General features: G+C 68.5%; 17 protein-coding genes. 7 read left to right on the forward strand and 10 right to left on the reverse strand.

Annotated elements, in window-relative coordinates:
- The 4 genes from ITJ61_RS14710 to ITJ61_RS14725 all read right to left on the reverse strand — a co-directional run bounded on the left by ITJ61_RS14710 (window position 1) and on the right by ITJ61_RS14725 (window position 4,852).
- On the reverse strand, window positions 1-333 hold the full coding sequence (locus tag ITJ61_RS14710) for an L-rhamnose mutarotase (RefSeq protein ID WP_194686556.1): 333 nt from the start codon (window positions 331-333) through the stop codon (window positions 1-3).
- On the reverse strand, window positions 330-1,001 hold the full coding sequence (locus ITJ61_RS14715; protein ID WP_104239911.1) for a FadR/GntR family transcriptional regulator: 672 nt from the start codon (window positions 999-1,001) through the stop codon (window positions 330-332). The genes ITJ61_RS14710 and ITJ61_RS14715 overlap by 4 nt, the downstream gene beginning before the upstream one ends.
- A gap of 175 nt (window positions 1,002-1,176) precedes the next feature.
- Window positions 1,177-3,042, reverse strand: a complete 1,866-nt coding sequence (locus ITJ61_RS14720; protein WP_219820216.1) for a BNR-4 repeat-containing protein — start codon at window positions 3,040-3,042, stop codon at window positions 1,177-1,179.
- A gap of 307 nt (window positions 3,043-3,349) precedes the next feature.
- Window positions 3,350-4,852: a sugar porter family MFS transporter gene (locus tag ITJ61_RS14725; RefSeq protein ID WP_104307330.1), complete on the reverse strand. Its 1,503-nt coding sequence runs from the start codon at window positions 4,850-4,852 to the stop codon at window positions 3,350-3,352.
- Between the two features lie 139 nt (window positions 4,853-4,991).
- Here ITJ61_RS14725 and ITJ61_RS14730 point away from each other — a divergent pair, with 139 nt between their 5' ends.
- The 5 genes from ITJ61_RS14730 to ITJ61_RS14750 are packed head-to-tail and all read left to right on the forward strand — an operon-like array spanning window position 4,992 to window position 9,749.
- Window positions 4,992-6,005, forward strand: a complete 1,014-nt coding sequence (locus ITJ61_RS14730; RefSeq protein WP_194686557.1) for a Gfo/Idh/MocA family oxidoreductase — start codon at window positions 4,992-4,994, stop codon at window positions 6,003-6,005.
- Window positions 6,002-6,838: a TIM barrel protein gene (locus ITJ61_RS14735; protein WP_194686558.1), complete on the forward strand. Its 837-nt coding sequence runs from the start codon at window positions 6,002-6,004 to the stop codon at window positions 6,836-6,838. The genes ITJ61_RS14730 and ITJ61_RS14735 overlap by 4 nt, the downstream gene beginning before the upstream one ends.
- A complete protein-coding gene (locus ITJ61_RS14740) occupies window positions 6,835-7,911 on the forward strand; it encodes a LacI family DNA-binding transcriptional regulator (protein ID WP_104307332.1) in 1,077 nt (358 codons plus the stop codon). Before ITJ61_RS14735 ends, ITJ61_RS14740 begins: the two co-directional genes overlap by 4 nt.
- On the forward strand, window positions 7,908-8,465 hold the full coding sequence (locus tag ITJ61_RS14745; RefSeq protein ID WP_323744376.1) for a hypothetical protein: 558 nt from the start codon (window positions 7,908-7,910) through the stop codon (window positions 8,463-8,465). The genes ITJ61_RS14740 and ITJ61_RS14745 overlap by 4 nt, the downstream gene beginning before the upstream one ends.
- 9 nt (window positions 8,466-8,474) lie before the next feature.
- Window positions 8,475-9,749 (forward strand): MFS transporter, encoded by a 1,275-nt coding sequence (locus ITJ61_RS14750; protein ID WP_194686559.1) that lies wholly within the window; start codon window positions 8,475-8,477, stop codon window positions 9,747-9,749.
- Here ITJ61_RS14750 and ITJ61_RS14755 read toward each other — a convergent pair.
- Genes ITJ61_RS14755 through ITJ61_RS14770 form a run of 4 tightly spaced genes read right to left on the reverse strand, consistent with a single transcriptional unit; the run spans window position 9,688 to window position 13,583 of the window.
- Complete coding sequence (locus ITJ61_RS14755; protein ID WP_228496682.1) at window positions 9,688-10,482, reverse strand: ABC transporter ATP-binding protein; 795 nt, start codon at window positions 10,480-10,482, stop codon at window positions 9,688-9,690. The genes ITJ61_RS14750 and ITJ61_RS14755 overlap by 62 nt on opposite strands.
- Window positions 10,479-11,546 (reverse strand): FecCD family ABC transporter permease, encoded by a 1,068-nt coding sequence (locus ITJ61_RS14760; RefSeq protein WP_194686561.1) that lies wholly within the window; start codon window positions 11,544-11,546, stop codon window positions 10,479-10,481. Before ITJ61_RS14760 ends, ITJ61_RS14755 begins: the two co-directional genes overlap by 4 nt.
- Window positions 11,543-12,607 (reverse strand): FecCD family ABC transporter permease, encoded by a 1,065-nt coding sequence (locus tag ITJ61_RS14765; protein ID WP_228496683.1) that lies wholly within the window; start codon window positions 12,605-12,607, stop codon window positions 11,543-11,545. The genes ITJ61_RS14760 and ITJ61_RS14765 overlap by 4 nt, the downstream gene beginning before the upstream one ends.
- Complete coding sequence (locus ITJ61_RS14770) at window positions 12,597-13,583, reverse strand: ABC transporter substrate-binding protein (protein WP_194686562.1); 987 nt, start codon at window positions 13,581-13,583, stop codon at window positions 12,597-12,599. Before ITJ61_RS14770 ends, ITJ61_RS14765 begins: the two co-directional genes overlap by 11 nt.
- A 132-nt stretch (window positions 13,584-13,715) precedes the next feature.
- Here ITJ61_RS14770 and ITJ61_RS14775 point away from each other — a divergent pair, with 132 nt between their 5' ends.
- Window positions 13,716-14,570: a siderophore-interacting protein gene (locus ITJ61_RS14775; protein WP_194686563.1), complete on the forward strand. Its 855-nt coding sequence runs from the start codon at window positions 13,716-13,718 to the stop codon at window positions 14,568-14,570.
- An 88-nt stretch (window positions 14,571-14,658) separates the two neighbouring features.
- Window positions 14,659-15,030 carry a DUF4440 domain-containing protein gene (locus ITJ61_RS14780; RefSeq protein WP_104239900.1) on the forward strand — a complete coding sequence of 124 codons (372 nt, stop codon included), beginning with the start codon at window positions 14,659-14,661 and terminating at the stop codon, window positions 15,028-15,030.
- A 1-nt stretch (window position 15,031) separates the two neighbouring features.
- Here ITJ61_RS14780 and ITJ61_RS14785 read toward each other — a convergent pair whose 3' ends face one another.
- Window positions 15,032-15,952, reverse strand: coding sequence for a phosphotriesterase (locus ITJ61_RS14785; protein WP_194686564.1), 921 nt, complete (start codon window positions 15,950-15,952; stop codon window positions 15,032-15,034).
- Window positions 15,949-16,335, reverse strand: coding sequence for a carboxymuconolactone decarboxylase family protein (locus ITJ61_RS14790; RefSeq protein ID WP_194686565.1), 387 nt, complete (start codon window positions 16,333-16,335; stop codon window positions 15,949-15,951). The genes ITJ61_RS14785 and ITJ61_RS14790 overlap by 4 nt, the downstream gene beginning before the upstream one ends.
- Between the last annotated feature and the right edge of the window lie 20 nt (window positions 16,336-16,355).

Below are 16,355 nucleotides of genomic sequence, written 5' to 3' on the forward strand. Positions count from 1 at the left end.
TCAGCTGCGCCGCTTCTGAGCCTCGAGATCCCACATCAATTCGAGCGGCGAGTACCCGTCTTCGCCGTCGGGGCCTCGGAACAGTTCGACGAAGCGTCCGATGTCTTCCTGCCAGCGCGCGTTCGCGGCATCTCCGTCGAGTGCTGCGTTCGCCGCTTCCCAGTCGTCGCAGATCACGTCGTGGAACAGCCGATGCCCTGAGCGGTAGATGGTCCAGCTGCGGATTCCGACGCGGTCGAACGTCGCAACGAGCTCGGTGGGAATCACCGCATGGCTTTCGCGATACCACTCGATGGCGCCCGGCTTGATCTCCGAGTGCAGCGCGACCCTCATCGAGCGTCTCGCAGCCAGCGCTCGACACCGGACACGTGGGCGAGCGTGAGTGCCGCAGTGAGCTCCGCGTCTCCTGAGCGGAGCGCGTCCAGAATGGCCCGATGCTCGTCGATCGTCCGTGCAACTGCTCCAGCCTGAGTGATGCCGCGCCAGACGCGGGCCCGCACGGTCCGGCTGGACAGCGAGTCGATGAGGCTCGTCAGGTACTTGTTCCCGGTGCTCTCGACGATGTGGCGATGGAACTTCAGGTCGTGCTCGATGAGCCCCTCGACCTCGGTGTCGTCACCGATCTCACGGAGAATCTCCTCGAGGTTCTCGAGCTGCTCGGGCGAGGCCTCCCGCGCGGCCACGGCCGCAGCCTGAGGCTCGAGCATGCGTCGCACTGCGAGGATCTCGAGCACGCTGTCATCCTGGTGCAGGTCGACGACGAAGTTCATCGCCTCGAGCAGCAGGCGTGGCTCGAGACTCGTGACGTACGTGCCGTCGCCCCTCCGCACATCCAGGACCCGGATGACTTCGAGCGCCTTGACGGCCTCGCGAAGCGAGCTGCGCGACAACCCGAGTCGATCGCTCAGCTCCTTCTCTGGGGGGAGTTTGGACCCAGGCACGAGATCGCCGGAGACGATCATCTCCTTGATCTGCAGGATAGCTCCGTCGGTGACTGCCATGATCGGAGTGTAGTCGCATTCATCCGATGTCTGCTAGCTCGACGTGGGCGCGGTGTCCAGTGGCGCGAGGTGGCGCCCCGCGTGATCCGTCTCGGGGTGCGGATGAGAGGAGCGCCCCTCCGCAGACCAGCGGAGGGGCGCTCTTGGGTGATGACTTCAGGTGTTGTCGGCGGGCTCAGGCGTTCTTTCTCCGAGCCAGGAGTGCCGCACCGAGCAGGAGCAGCGCACCGGCGGCCCCGAAGGCGAGCCACGGCAGGTCGGCGCCGGTGGTTGCGAGCTCGGAACCGCTGTCGGCCTCGGCGGAGCCCGGCGCGGATGGAATCGTGCCTGGCCCCTGGCCCCCGGTCTCGGTCGTCTCCGTCGGCTGGACTGAGATCGGCGGCAGCGCGGTGGCGGTTGCCGTCGCCGTGGGCTGCGAAGTGGCCGTGGGGTCGATCGTCTCCGGCGGAGTCTCCGACGCTGCTCGGAGCAGCAGCACGGAGAGCGTCGATCCACCTTCTGGCCATTCGTCCCGCGGCAGGTCGCGGTTCTGACCGAGGCTCTCCCACCGGAGGACGTATCGGCCATTGTCCGTGTTGCCGCCTCGGTCCTGCTGCACGTTCACCTGCAGTCCCGGATACGTGCCGGCGAGCTCTGCGACCTGCGCCGGGTACGGCGGGGTCGACACCTGGGTCACCGGCTGCTGATCTCTGTCGATGATGATGCTCATCGGCTCGCCTGAGCACAGGTAGTTGACCTGCACGTCGCCGTCGGACAGCACCTCGGAGCCCAGCATCTGCACCTCGAAGACGAGGCTGCCGCCGCCACCGAAGCTCCATCGCCCCTCCCAGTCGGACACCTGGTCGATCTTCCAGGCTGGGTCGGAGGAGGTGCGGTCTGGCGTGGCCGTGAAGACCTGCGAGTTCCCCGCTTCGTCGTACTTGTGGTAGCTGATCAGCACTTCATCGTCGGCAGTGAAGCCGATACGCGCGTTGCCGTTGAGGAGCCCTGCGTAGTCTGGAATCGGGTCGACGACGTCGCCGGCTCCATACGTGAATGGGGTGGTGAGCGGTTCGCCCTTGCTGTCCTGCCAGGTCACGAGGTCGTCGCTGCTCGCGTAACTGAGCATGCTGTTCGTGGCGGCGTCTGGGGTGTCTCGCCAGACCCAGAGCAGGTGGAACTTTCCGTCGGGGCCCAACGTGGGGCCCTGATAGTAGGAGTTCCAGGTGCCTTCCGGGTTCTCGGTCGTACCGGCGCCGTCGAAGAGGGGCTGGTCGATCAGGCGCGACCATGACTGCGTCGTCTCGTCGAACAGGTTGAAGTAGGTGACACCCGAGCCCGAGCCGCCGTTTCGGTGGCTGAACACGAGGCTGCCGTCCTTGCGGTTGACGAACTCCGGGTAGGTCACGGAGTCTTCTGTCGCTGGGTCGACCATGGTCGGGACCGCGGTCAGGGTCGTCACGTCACCGGATACATCGGTGCGGTAGTAGTTCAGCGCGACATCGTGCATGTTGCCGGCGACGTGGAGCGCACCGTCGCGGTCGAGGCCCAGCGAGATGTAGTTGTGGCTGTCCCATTCGAGCGTCTCTGGGAGGGGCTGGTAGATCCAATCGCCTGCGCTGGTCCCGTCGGTGCGGAGGGCGCGCTGGGCGATGACCATCTCGCGGTCGTCGGTGTAGAAGCCGACGTATTGGCGATCGTCCTGGGTCAGGAGGTCCTGGAGGACGTACATGCCCGCCCAGGTGAGGCCGAGCTCCGATTCCTCGATGACGGTCTCGGAGGTATCGGCGAAGTCGTACGGTGCGCCCCGGTCGTCGCAGACGAGTGGGCCGGGTGTTGGGGAAGTCGTCGCGGACGCGCTCGCCGATGGCAGTGGGGAGGCGCTTGCGGTGGGGGTCGGGGTCGCAGCGGCTTCTGCGGTGGAGGAAGCCGCGGGTGGTGGGGTGTCGATCGGGCTGGTTGTCGCCTGCGCGGGCGCGGCGAGCAACGGCAGGCCGATGAAGGCGGCAGTGAGAACACTGGCGCTCGATAGCAGCGGGAGGCGGCGTGTGCGTTCAGCCATAGGGGCGGGACTCCTTCGTCTCGTGGTCCGTTGACTGTATCGTTTCAATCAACGCGGGGAAAGGCCCAAACCCCCAAAATGCCCCGATTCATCCGATGATTAACCGAAATTTACAGTGTTTGTCGCGGAAAGCACGCGAATATTGTCCGCTGCTCGCACTCAGGTCTGACCTCTCGCGGTTGAGGTGTTGGGGTCGCGCAGTGCACAGAAAGAGCCCGCGGAGTCGGCTCGGACGTCCAGATCGAAGCCGATCCCGCGGGCGGGTCGGCCGCTCGCAGAAGCGGCCGAGTCGTGAATTCTGTGGTGGCTAGCGGGTCTTTCCGAGCACGTGGATTGCTCCCGTCGTGACGCCGACCTCGAGCTTCTCGAGGGTCACCCCTCGGGTCTCGGGAACCTGCGTGATCGTGAAGAGCAACGCGACCGCCCCGATTCCGGCGAAGAGGAAGAACACCCCGCTGATGCCCATCCCGGCGATGAGGCTCGGGAAGTAGAGCGCCAGGAAGCCGTTGGTCATCCAGCCGAAGAACACGGACACGCCGATGCCGAGGCCGCGCATGTGCAGCGGGAAGATCTCCGCCAGGTACACCCAGACGGCGACGTTCAAGAAGGTCTGCATCGAGGCGACGAACGCGACGACGAGGATGAGGATCACGAACGGGCGGGCCGGGTTGCCGACCGGGAGCAGCAGGGAGGCAGCGCCGATGAGCAGGTGGCAGGTCGTCGTCAGCGTGAGGCCGATCGCGAACGTCTTTCTGCGGTCGACGCGGTCCATCATGTACAGCGCGATGAACCCGCCGATGACGGCGACCACACCGGGCGCGATGTTCGCGATGAGAGCCGCATCCGCTTCGAAGCCTGACTCGATGAGCACGACCTGGCCGTAGTACATGATCGAGTTGATGCCCGTCAGCTGCTGCATCATGGAGACGCCGATGCCGATGAGCAGGATGCGGATGAGCCACTTGTTCGTGAGCACCGCGCCGAGGCCGACCTTCGCTTCCGTCTGCTCCTCCTTCGTGACCTGCTCGACCTCGCCGAGCTCGGCGATCGCGCGTTCCTCAGATCGCACCGTCTTGAGCACGGTGAGCGCGTCCGCGTGGCGGCCCTTCTCGACCAGCCAGCGCGGCGACTCGGGCATGCGCAGCATCCCGAAGAAGAGGGCGATGGCGGGGATCGCGCAGACGGCGAACATGATGCGCCAGACCCCGTCGATGTGGCTGAGCGTGTTGCCGAGGATGGCGTTGATGACAAACGCGGAGAGCTGGCCCGTGACGATCGCGACCTCGTTGCGGCCTGTGATCGAACCGCGGATCTCGAACGGCGCCAGCTCTGCCAGGTAGACGGGCACGACGGTGGATGCGCCGCCGACGGCGAGCCCCAGCATGACGCGCCCGACGACGAGCAGCGCGAAGTTCGGCGACGCGACGACGACGACCGTGCCGAGGAAGAACAGCACGGCGAGGATGATGATCGTGTGGCGGCGGCCGATGGCGTCCGAGATGCGTCCTCCGAAGAGCGCGCCGAAGGCGGCGGCGAACACGAGGGAGCTGGTGACGACGCCCTCCGTGAAGGCATCGAGGCCGATCTCCGCGGCCATGGGGCGCAGCGCGCCGTTGATGACACCCGTGTCGTAGCCGAAGAGCAGTCCGCCGAAGCAGGCGACGATCGAGATGAGTCCGAGCCGCTTGCGGTACGGGCCTGGCGTGAGTTTGGGCAGGGTCGTCTCTGACGCTGATGCCCCATGCGTGGAAGTGATGAGAACTCCTTTGTCTCCGCGGTTCGTCGCGCTCCTGGGTGATCTCTGCGCGATTCTGGCCGGGTCTCCCGGCCGATTGGAGGCAACCTTATACGTACTAGACGCAGGGCGCTAGTACGTAATAGTCTGTGCGTGCTGGGCGCACCCAGCAGCACAGTGTCGTGTCGGCACCGCCGTCCTCAGGAGAAGCACCATGTCCAAGACCCCCCTCATTCGTGTCGCGCTCATCGGCGCCGGCCGCATCGGCAGCAACCACGCCGTGCTCATCGCCCGCGACATCCCGAACGCCGAGCTCATCGCCATCGCCGACCCCGTCGAGGGCGCCGCGGCGAAGCTCGCCGAGACGCTCGGTGTCGAGCAGTCGTACACGGACATCGCCGAGCTGCTCGCCCGTCCAGACCTCGACGCGGTCGTCATCACGGCCCCGCCCCGCTTCCACACGGCGCTCGTGGAGCAGGCGGCCGCGGCAGGCAAGGCCATCTTCTGCGAGAAGCCGACGGGTGTCTCGCTCGAGGAGCTTCGCCGCGTCGAGGCCGCCGTCGAACGCCACGACGTGATCTTCCAGGTCGGCTTCAACCGCCGCTACGCCAACGGGTTCCCCGAGCTGCGCTCCGCCCTCGACGCGGGAGCCCTCGGCACACCGCAGCTGCTGCGCTCGGTGACCCGCGACCCGGGCCTCGCGAACCCCGCGGCGATCCCGCCGTTCACGATCTTCCTCGAGACCCTCATCCACGACTTCGACACCCTCAACTTCTTCAACCCGGGCGCCCGCGCCACCCGGGTCTACGCGGTCGCGGATGCGCTCGTCGCGCCGGACTTCAAGGACAAGGGCCTCCTCGACACCGCTGTCGTCACGATCCGCTACGACAACGGCGCCATCGCAACTGCGGAGGCGAACTTCTCCGCCGCCTACGGCTACGACACCCGTGCCGAGGTCTTCGGCAGCGCCGGCATGGCGACCGCGGGTGAGCTGGCGGCGTCGAGCCTGCGCCTCTATGGCGCGGCGGGCGCATCCTTCGACACGGTGCGCGCCGACACGCAGCTCATGCGAGCCGCCTACACGGGCGAGCTGCAGGCGTTCGTCGACGCCGTCGCCGGCGTCGAGAGCCCCCGCCCCGGCACGGAGGCCGCGCTCGAGGCCATGGTCATCGCTCTCGCCTGCATCGAGTCGGTCAAGACCGGCGCACCCGTCGAGGTCGTCCGATGAGCGGGACCGTCGCCGGCGCTGGCTCGAGTGCTGGTTCGGGCGCTGCCGAGTCGCCGTTCGTGCTCGCCGCTTGCGCGGAGATGCTGTTCCTCGACCTCCCGTTCGAGGAGCGAGTGCGGCGCATCGATGAGGCCGGCTTCGAGGTCGAGATCTGGCGATGGTGGGAGAAGGACCTGGATGCGCTCGTCGCGACCGGCGCGACGTTCGGCTCCATGTCGGGGTACATCCGCGGAGAGCTCATCGACCCGGACGGGGCCGACGCGATCGTCGCCACGGCGCGCGAGTCGCTTGAGGCAGCCCAGGTGCTGGATGTGCCGCGACTCGTGATCCACGGGACCGGCCTCGACGACAACGGCCTGCCCGTGCGTCCGAGCGCGCACACCACTCCGGCTGATTGGCTCGCAGCCCTGCGCACCTTGGAGCGCCTCGCGAAGCTCGGCGAGGAGTACGGCAAGGTGTTCACGCTCGAGAACCTCAACCACGCCGTCGACCACCCCGGCGTGCCCTTCAACCGGGCGAGCGACACGATCGCGCTCATCGCTGCGGTCGACAGCCCGCACCTCCGGCTCAACCTCGACCTGTACCACGCGCAGATCGGCGAGGGTGACCTCGTTGACCTGTGTGGGCGCGCGCTGCCCTACATCGGCGAGATCCAGGTCGCGGATGTGCCAGGGCGCTGCGAGCCGGGAACGGGCGAGATCCACTACCCGCGGGTCGCTCGGGAACTCGACGAGCTCGGCTACCGCGGGGTCGTCGCGATGGAGGCCTTCGCGTCCGGTGACTCCGACCTCGCGCTCCGCAGGTTCCGGGAGGCCTTTAGCATCGAGGTATGAGCGACGTTGACGCACGAGACGCCCGCCGCCCGGCGAGACCGGGCGGCGGCAAGCGCGTCACGATGCGCGACGTCGCCGACGCGGCTGGCGTCTCGCAGCCGCTCGTGTCGATTGTCATGCGTGACGTGCCCGGCGCGAGCCCGGAGTCTCGCGCGCATGTCCTCAAGGTCGCGGCCCGTCTCGGGTACCGGCGAGACGAGCGGGCGAGGATGCTCAAGCAGGGCCGTTCGCGCCTCGTCGGCATCGTCTTCCACGCGGCGCAGCCGTTCCACGGCGAGCTCATCGACGAGCTCCAGCTCGCGGCCCGGTCTGCTGGGTACAACGTGTCGCTCGCCGCGGTCACGAAGCGGCGGGGCGAGGCGGATGCGATCGAGGCGCTGCTGGGGGAGCGGGTCGAGGGGCTCGTCCTGCTCGGAGCGTCGCTGCCCGAGGAGCAGCTCGAACGCATCGCCGAGGAGGTCCCCGTCGTCACGGTCGCCAGCCAGTACTCGTCGGCGTCGTTCGACAGCGTGTCCATGGACGACGCGCGCGGCATGGAGCTTGCGGTGCGGCACCTGCACGAGCGCGGGCACTCGCGCATCCTGTACCTCGGGGCGCCTGGCGTCTCGGGTGATGAGGTGCGCACGGCCACGTTCCTCGCCGCCACGACTGCTGCCGGGCTCGGCGACCAGGTCGCGATCGTCGCGGGCGGAGCTTCCGAGGCCGCCGGCGCGAAGGTGATCGAGGAGGCGCTGGCGCGCTACCCGGACGCCACCGCGGTTGTCGCCTTCAACGACCGGAGCGCGCAGGGCGTCGTCGCCCAGGCGCGCCTCCTCGGCAAACGTGTTCCCGAGGACCTGGCCGTGGTCGGCTTCGACGACTCCGAGCAGGCCGAGCTGCCGTACCTGCAGCTCACAAGCCTCGCGCAGGACCCGGCGCAGCTCGCATCCGCGGCCGTCGAGATGGTGGTGGGGCGCGTCGACGCGAGCGCCGAAGGCGAGCAGCCGCGGAGCGGGGAGCACCGCATCCTGCCGACGAGGCTCGTCGTGCGCAGCAGCACCAGCAACGGCAACTCGGTCGAGCGCTCGAGGTGACGGACCATCGGCCGCCCGGCTTCGACGGGGCGAGTCCGTCCCGTCCCAGCGGTTCGCTGCCCGGGCTGCGCGACGCGGCCCGCCGCCAGTACTTCTCGCTCGGCACCGGCGAGCTGGCGTCGGTCCTGACCTTCACGATGCTGGGCGTGTGGGCCGTGCCACCCATCTTGCCGTCGGGCAGTGACGTGGCCGCGTTCTGGTCGGCGCTCGCACCCCTGCTGCTTGTGCTCCTGCACGGTGGTTCGTACTGGCTGCTCGCCCGCCGCTGGGTCGGCACCTCCAGGATGCCCGTCGGGCTCGCGCGCACGTTCTGGGTGCTGAAGTGGCTGAACCTCGCGGTGCTCGTCGGCGGCCTCGTCGGCATCGTGGCCTGGTGGCCCAGCTCCTGGCTGGTCGCGGTGCTCGTCCTGTTCACATGGGCATTTGGGACCGTCGAGTACCTCAACTACTTCGTCGTGCGGCTGAGCTACCCGGCCCGGGCCTGGCTGCCAGAGGTGCGACGCTTTCGGACTCCGCGCTTGGTGAGGGATATCAGGCAAGCCACGCATCGGTAGGCTTCCCGGATGCCACTCGGTCGCGGATTTCGTGTGCTCTGGAGCGCGAACGCCCTGTCGAACCTGGCAGACGGCATCGCGTTCGTGTCGATGCCGCTGCTGGCCGCCTCGGTCACCGACGACCCGCGCCTCGTCGCGGGCTTGGCGACGCTCTACGCCCTGGTCCGCCTCCTGGTCGCGCTGCCCATCGGCGTCTGGGTCGATCGGGTCGACCGCCGGACCCTGATCGTCGCGGCGAACGTGCTGCGCGGCTGCGCCCTGCTGGGGCTCGCCCTGGCGATCCAGCTCGGCTTCTCCTCCCTCATGGTTCTGTATGCAGCGATGGCGGTGGTCGCGACGTTGGAGAGCGCGGCGGACAACGCCGCATCGGCCATGCTGCCGTCGCTCGTCGACCGAGAGCGACTCGATTCCGCGAACGGGAGGGTCGCGGCGGCGCAGCTCGTCGCGGACGAGTTCGCTGGCCCTCCCCTCGGGGGATTGCTGTTCGCCCTCGCCGCAGCGGCTCCTGTCTTCGCGATGGGTGGGCTGTGGGCTGTCGCGGGCCTCGTCGCCCTCGCGCTGCCGATTCGGCGACTGTCGAGGCCAGGATCGGATGCGCGCGACGCACGACGTTCGGTCTCCGTCGAGGTGCGCGAGGGCATCGCCTGGCTGGCACGCCACCGTGTGGTCGGGAGCCTTGCGCTCATCGGAGCGCTCGCGAGCGTCGGCTACATGCTGCCCTTCTCTATTCTCGTGCTGTTCGCCGAGGAGCGCCTCGGCCTGGACAGCACCGGATACGGCTTGCTGCTCGCGGCGTCGGCCCTCGGTGGCTTGCTCGGCTCCTTCCTCGCAGCCCGGCTTCGCGCATGGCTCGGATACCGATGGACGATCGTGGCAAGTCTGGCGCTGGGGGCGCTGACACTCGGTGGGTTGTGCCTCACGACGAACCCGATCGTCGCCGGCGTGCTCTTGGCGCTCTACATCCTGCACGCGACGGTCTGGAACATCTGCTCGCAGTCCCTCCGCCAGCGCCTCATCCCGGACGAGCTGCTCGGACGCGTGGGCGCCAGCACGCGCGTGCTCGGTCTCCTGGGGCTTGCCATCGGGGCGACGATGGGCGGGCTCCTGGGGGTGGTCGACCTCGCGATACCGGTCGCCACCGGGGCCGGAGTGTTCGTGGTCTGCAGCTTGGTTGCTGCTGGCGCGCTGCGGGGCGGCGTGTCCGGTCGGTCAGGCTCCGACGTCAGGCCTTGGCGCTGCGCCCCGCAGGCACGACGAGGGGAGAACCCGAGTAAGGATCGCTGAGGATCGTCGACTCGACGCCGAAGACCTCCTGCACGAACTCGGCCGACACGACCTCACGGGGGTTGCCCTCGGCGACCAGCGATCCGTCCTTCAAGGCGATGAGGTGGGTTGCGTAGCGGGCCGCGTGGTTGAGATCGTGCAGCACTGCCACAAGCGTGCGCCCCCGGCGGTTCAACGCAGCGCACAGTTCCAGCACGTCGATCTGATGCGCGATGTCGAGATACGTGGTGGGTTCGTCGAGCAGCAGGTACGGGGTCTCCTGGGCCAGTGCCATGGCGATCCACGCGCGTTGTCGTTGCCCACCCGAGAGCTCGTCGACGAACCGGTCCGCAAGAGCGGCGGTCTCCGTCAGCTCCAACGCCTCATCCACTGCAGCCGCGTCTGCCGCACTCCACTGCTTCAGCATTCGCTGGTGCGGGTAGCGGCCGTGGGCGACGAGGTCGGCGACCGTGATGCCGTCCGGAGCAACTGATGTCTGCGGGAGCAACCCGATGGTCTTCGCGACCTCGCGCGTGGGAAGAGACAGGATGTTGCGCCCGTCGAGGACGACTGCCCCCTCGGTCGTGGGTAGCAGGCGGGCGAGGGCCCTCAGGAGCGTTGACTTGCCGCACGCGTTCGCGCCCACGATGACGGTGAACGACCCGTCCGGGATAGCGACGGTGAGATGCTCGCTGACAACCTTGCCGCCGTAGCTGAGTCGAGCTCCGTCAGCGGCGAGCCGTGGTGTGGTCATCGCGCGTGCCTCCATTCGTTGATGAGCAGCCAGATGAAGTAGCTCCCGCCGAGCACGAGCGTGGCGATGCTCACGGGCAGGCTCGACGTGGTGGGGGCGACGAGGACGGCCACGTCCGCGCCCAGCAGGACGAGTGAACCCATGAGCGCGGCGGGCAGCACAGCGAGCGGTCCGACCCGGGTCAGCTGGCGTGCCAGGTGTGGAGCGGTGAGCGCAACGAACGCGATCGGCCCGGCCACCGCCACCGGCACGGCGACCAGCGCCACGCCGATGGCGAGAAGGGCGAGTCGGACGGGGCGGACGCTGACCCCGAACGCCGCGGCCGCATCGTTGTGGAGCTCGAGCATTCGACCGGGTCGGGCTGCCAGAACGGCCAGCACGAGGAGCACGGCGATGACGCAGGTCGCTGGCACCAGGCGCTCCCAGCCGATCGAAGCGAGGCTCCCGAGCGTCCACGAGCTTGCGCGCATCGCTTCCTCGAGCTCGGCGCGTTGGATGAGCAGTTGGTTGATCGCGAGCAACATGGCGCTCATGCCGATGCCGACGACGATCAGGCGGATGCTGCCGCTCCCAGATGACAGGCCGAATGCCGCTACGACCACGGCCGTGGCGAGACCGCCGACGAGGGCGCCGATGGTGAGGCCGGTCTGCCCCGCGCCGAGCACCAGAGTCGCGACGAGGGCCCCGGTGACCGCCCCGGCATCGAAGCCGAGGACGTCGGGGCTGCCGAGGGGGTTCCTCGTCAGCGATTGGAAGAGCGCGCCGCTTGCGCCGAGGGCCGCGCCGAACACGACGGCAGCCAGAACCCTGGGGAGCCGCCATTCCATCACCACGAGCTGGCTGCGGCTGTCGCCCTGCCCGAGGAGGGCAGCGAGGACCTCGCCGGGTGAGAGGACGAGGCTGCCGACGCAGAGGGCAGTGACGCCGAGAAGGACGATCGCGGCGACCAGGCATGCGCCGACGATAAGGGTGCGGATGCGGACGCGGATGCTGAGGGCCGCCCGCCGCAGGACCAGCGTGCCCGTGGGCGTGGTCCCGGGCCTGGAGCCGCCGCCCTCGTTCACAGCGAGATCACCCGGCGCCTGGCCATCATCGCGATCAGCACGGGCGCGCCGATGATCGCCATCATGAACGCGACGGGGTATTCGCCTGGCTGCGCGACGACCCGGCCGAGGATGTCTGCGGCGAGCAGCACCGCCGGTCCGTAGATGAGTGACGAGGCGAGGATCCAGGGCTGGCTCGGCCCCGTGAACCTCCGTACGACGTGCGGGATCATGAGTCCGATGAACGCAACCGGCCCGATGAGCGCCGTGGCGCATCCCGCGAGCAGCGTCACCGACACGAGCGCGGCCCCGCGGACGAGCCGCACCCGCGTTCCGAGCGCGCGCGCATGATCGTCGCCGAGCGAGAGCGCTCCCAGACCGCGACTGATGCAGACCGCGACGATGAGGCCGACCACGATGACGGGCAGAACTGGCATGGCACCGAGCAGGTCGTGCCCGACCAGCGACCCGACGGTCCAGGCGCGGTAGCCCGCAAAGACAAGGGGGAAGAGCATGGTGAGGGCCATGCTGATGCCGGAGAAGACCGCGGCTAGGGCGACGCCCGCGAGGACGAGCCGAGCGGGGGAGGCGCCGTATCTTCCCGTGCGGCCGATGGCTAGCACCACGAGCGTCGCAACGACGGCGCCCACGAACGAGAAAACGCTGTACTCGCTCGGCGTCGTGATGCCGACAAGCGCTATGCCGAGCGCGACGGCGAGCGCGGCACCGGCGTTGACGCCGAGCAGCCCGGGGTCAGCCAGGGGATTGCGCGTAAGCGCCTGCATCAGAGCGCCCGACACGGCAAGCGCCATGCCCGCGAAGATGCCGACCACGGTTCGTGGAATGCGCAAGGTGAAGAGGATCTCGGAGGCCTCTGAGCCGTCTGGGTTCGCCAGCGCCGAGATCATGTCCGGGATCGGGAGCGGCTTCGCGCCGATGAGGACCGAGAGCACGACCGTCACGAGGAGCAGCGCGACCCCGATTGCGAGACCGAGCATCCGCATCCGGCGTCGCGCGCCCGCAGGGGAAGGGGCAGCGCCCGTCAGCGCCGCCCCTTGCGTGTCGGTGAGCTCAGCTGGCAAGGGCTGCCTCGAAGGTCGGAGTCACCTCGTCGAGCATGTACGTGATGCTGAGCGGGCCGGGCACGTTGGTGGCAACGGCGAGGGCATAGTCGAGCCAGACGACCTTGCCGCTCTGCACGGCGGGCAGTGCCTGGAAGCGCGCATCCGCTTCGAGGGCGGCCTTGTCTGCGTCGGTCATCGCCCAGATGCTGAGCACATCAGAGTCGAAGTCACTCACATTCTCGAGCGAGATGACGGTGAACTCCTCGTGGCTGTTGTCCTGGCCGTCGGCGGGGGCGAGCCCGAAGTCCTCGAGCCAGGTCCCGTTTCCGTACCAGAAGCCGCCCTGCTCGACTGAATAGCCGAGGTACGAGTAGCTTTCGCCATCGAGTGCGGAGAGCCCCTCGGTTGCTGTCGTGATGGAGGCTTCCGTCTCAGAGATCACACGCTCGCCCTGGTCGGCGACTCCGAGCGCGTCCGCGAGGAAGGTCGTGCGTTCTTGCCAGCTCTGCGCGGCTTCGACGTCACTGGTGAGGGTCGGCGCGATGGCGCTGAGGCGGTCGTAGGCCTCTCCCTCCGCTGCCGTCCAGTAGTCGACGACAATCAGATCGGGGTCCGTTGCCAGGATGGCTTCGAAGTCGAGTGAGCCGTCGGCGCCGATGAGACCAGGTTCGAAGGCGCCCGTCAGGGCCCCGTCGAGCCAGGGCAGCGTCTCGAGGCTGTCGCTCGTGCCGATGTCGTAGGCAACCGGTTCGACACCGAGGGCAGCGGCGACGTCGGCGCTCTGAGAATCGAGGACGACGATGCGCTCCGGCTTCTCCGTCAGTTCGACATCGCCTTGGATCGTCGTCACGGTTCGGGGGAACTCGCCTGAGAGTGCCGAACTGTCGTTGCCCGCGGCAGGGCTGGACTCCGTTGGTGCCGAGCAGGCCGCGAGGGAGAGGGCGGTCAAGGCCGCGAGACTGACAGCGGCGATGCGCGCAATGGGAAGCGTCATTGAGGGGAGGGCTTTCTCTGATGCGGGACAGTACGGCTGTCACGGAGGCTTTTGTAAGGGAATGCTAACCTAAGTGCAGTGTCGTGGGAGTGCGTCCTGTCCGGCGCCTCTCATCCCCAGAGGAAGGCCTTCATGGCAACGATCCGTGACCGCATCCGGGAGCTCTCCCAGGGGCGAGCGATCCTGATCGACGACTTCGTCGAGGTGGTCGCGAGCCGTCGTCTCACTCCGGGGTTCCAACGGGTCACGCTCGGGGGCGCGTGCCTTGCGGACTACACGGAGCCGCTGCCTGCAGATGCCTTCAAGATCGATATCGGCTCGGAAGCGAACCCGCTTATCCGGGGCTTCACGGTCCGTGATTTCCGGGCAGAGCGCTTGCAGTTCGACTTCGACGTCGCCCTGCATGAGGCGGGTCGTGCCAGCGACTGGTCGCAGACGGTCGCGGTCGGTCAACGGGTGCGCTTCCTCGGCTTCCGGCGAGATTTCGCCGTCGGTGACGGGGTCACAGAGCACGTGTTCATCGCCGACGCCAGCGCTCTCCCCGCAACCGCCGCCATCCTCGAGTCGCTTCCCACTGGCCACCGAGTGGCTCTGCTGGCGGAGACGGGCAGTCCAGAAGATCGTGCGCTTCTCTCCGCGGCGATCGAATCGCTGGGTGACCGACTGCGTGTCGTCTGGCTCACCGGGAGGTCGTCCCAGGGGTTGGAGAGCGCCCTCGTGAGCGCCGCCCGCAACCTGACCGTACCCCCGCATGCGCAGGTGTGGCTGGCCGCTGAGTCGGCGACCGTTCGCAGCATCCGCCGCCACCTCATCGAGGGTCTCGGGGTGCCTCGGGGGAATCTGCACGCCACGGCGTACTGGATCTCGGGGCTCACGAGCAGCCAGAGGGATGGCAGGGAAGCGGTCATCTACGGGGAAGCCGTCGACGCGGGCCTCGATGTCATGGATCCCGTCGTCTACGACCGGCTGGAGTTCGAGGACGCCTGAGCCCGTGCTCCTGTTCAGGTCCAACGGGCAGGGGCCGAGAGGCTCCTGCCGGGGCTGCGACGAGCGGATGCGTCGGTAGGGTCGCTCTATGTGGGAGACGGATACCGAGGACTTCGCGGACATCAAGAGCGCTGAACTCGCGCTGCTCTCGTCGGCCGTGCGAGCCGACTCCGCCCAGACGTCCGCGTTCCTATCTGAGGACTTCGCAGAGATCGGGCGCTCCGGGCGTCGCTGGACGTACGCGGAGTCGGTGGCGGCCCTGGCCGGCGAGGAGGAGCGCCCTCTTCCGCGCACCTCCGAGTGGCTCTTCAACCGGGTGAGTGCGGAGCTCGTGCTCGTGAACTACGTGCTCCATGAGCCCGGCCGGAGCAGCAGGCATGCGTCGCTGTGGGACACGCGAGGCCCAACCCTCCGATACCACCAGGGGACGATCATCCCCAGCTCGCCGACTGAGCTGTAGTTCACGAACCTCGTTCGGGGTGCCCACTGCCGCGAAGGCGCCACGCCCGAGCGGGATTCGTCGTGAACATCGCTGTGGCGACGACGTCGCCGACGTGCGAGGCGATCGTCCGCCTCGTCTGGCTGAGGAGGCCGCGCATCCCGGCCCCGCCGCCGGCTGCCGTCGCCGAGCGCGTCGTGGTGTCGCCGCCGATGAGGAGCGAGTCGGCGTGGCCCGTGTCAACGATCCGGCTGATGACGGACAGCAGGGCGGAGTCCGTGCGGGCGTGGTTGGGCGAGGGCCCGTCGACGCACAGGAACGCGCCGGTGGCGCTGACTTCGGCGATGTACTCGAGGTCGGGGTTGCGGCCCAGGTGTCCCAGGACGACGGCTTCAGGCGTCACCTCGAGCTCTCGGAGCAGGCCGACGACCTCGAGGGCGCACCTTCCTCCTTCCAGGTGGACGGCGATGGGTGCACCGGTCGCGTGATGCGCGGCCGCAGCCGCAGCCAAGCTGGTCCGCTCGAACGGCGTCACGCCCGCCGGTCCGGTCCCGACCTTGATCAGGCCGCACCGCCGGTCGATCACGTCCTCGACGAAGGCCGCCGCGAGTTCGACGTCACTGGCGTCAAGCAGTGGATGCCCGGGCCGGTAGACCTCCCGGCGGTGCCGGCCGGTCGCGGCGACGATGTGGACTCGGGACGCATGCCCGAGTTCGTGCAGTGCGGCCAGCTGTCGACCGAGGCCGCGCGGGGTCCACTGCACGATCGTGGTTCCGCTGGCCTCGCGGAAGAGGTCAGCCTCGAGCACCGCGGCCCCGAAGTCGGTGAGCTCCTGGCCCGGGAGGGCGGGCGTGGAGAGGAAGAGATGGTCGTGCGAATCCACGACGCCGAGGCTCGCCGCGTCGAGGTCGCCGGCAGTCGTTCGGACGACCTCCCCGGTCACGCTGTCGCGCTGTTCGGGGAGACCGTGTCGAGTGCGCGCAGGGCCGCCATGGTGCGGGGCAGGCCGACGTAGGCGACGAGGTGAACGAAGGCCTCGGCGACCTCCTCCCGCGACATGCCGATCCTGATCGAGGATGCGATCTGTCCCTGCAGTTGAGGATCCACGCCGCCCAGTGCCGCGAGGGCTCCGAGGTTGAGGAGCTGCCGATCGCGGGGGCTGAGCCCGGGGCGCTGGTAGGTGCCGCCGAAGACCGCACCGACGATCCACTCATCGAAACCGGGCGCCGTCGCGTCGACGGTCGTGCGCCATCCCTGCGTCGTCTCGGGTTCCTGCAACGCGGCGAGCGTATCGAGGCCTGCCTCTTGGTCGTACTGCCTGTCCATGGCGACTCCATTCTGTAACG

The sequence above is a fragment of the Pseudoclavibacter sp. VKM Ac-2888 genome (assembly GCF_015351285.1).
In the GTDB taxonomy this organism is placed as follows: domain Bacteria; phylum Actinomycetota; class Actinomycetes; order Actinomycetales; family Microbacteriaceae; genus Pseudoclavibacter.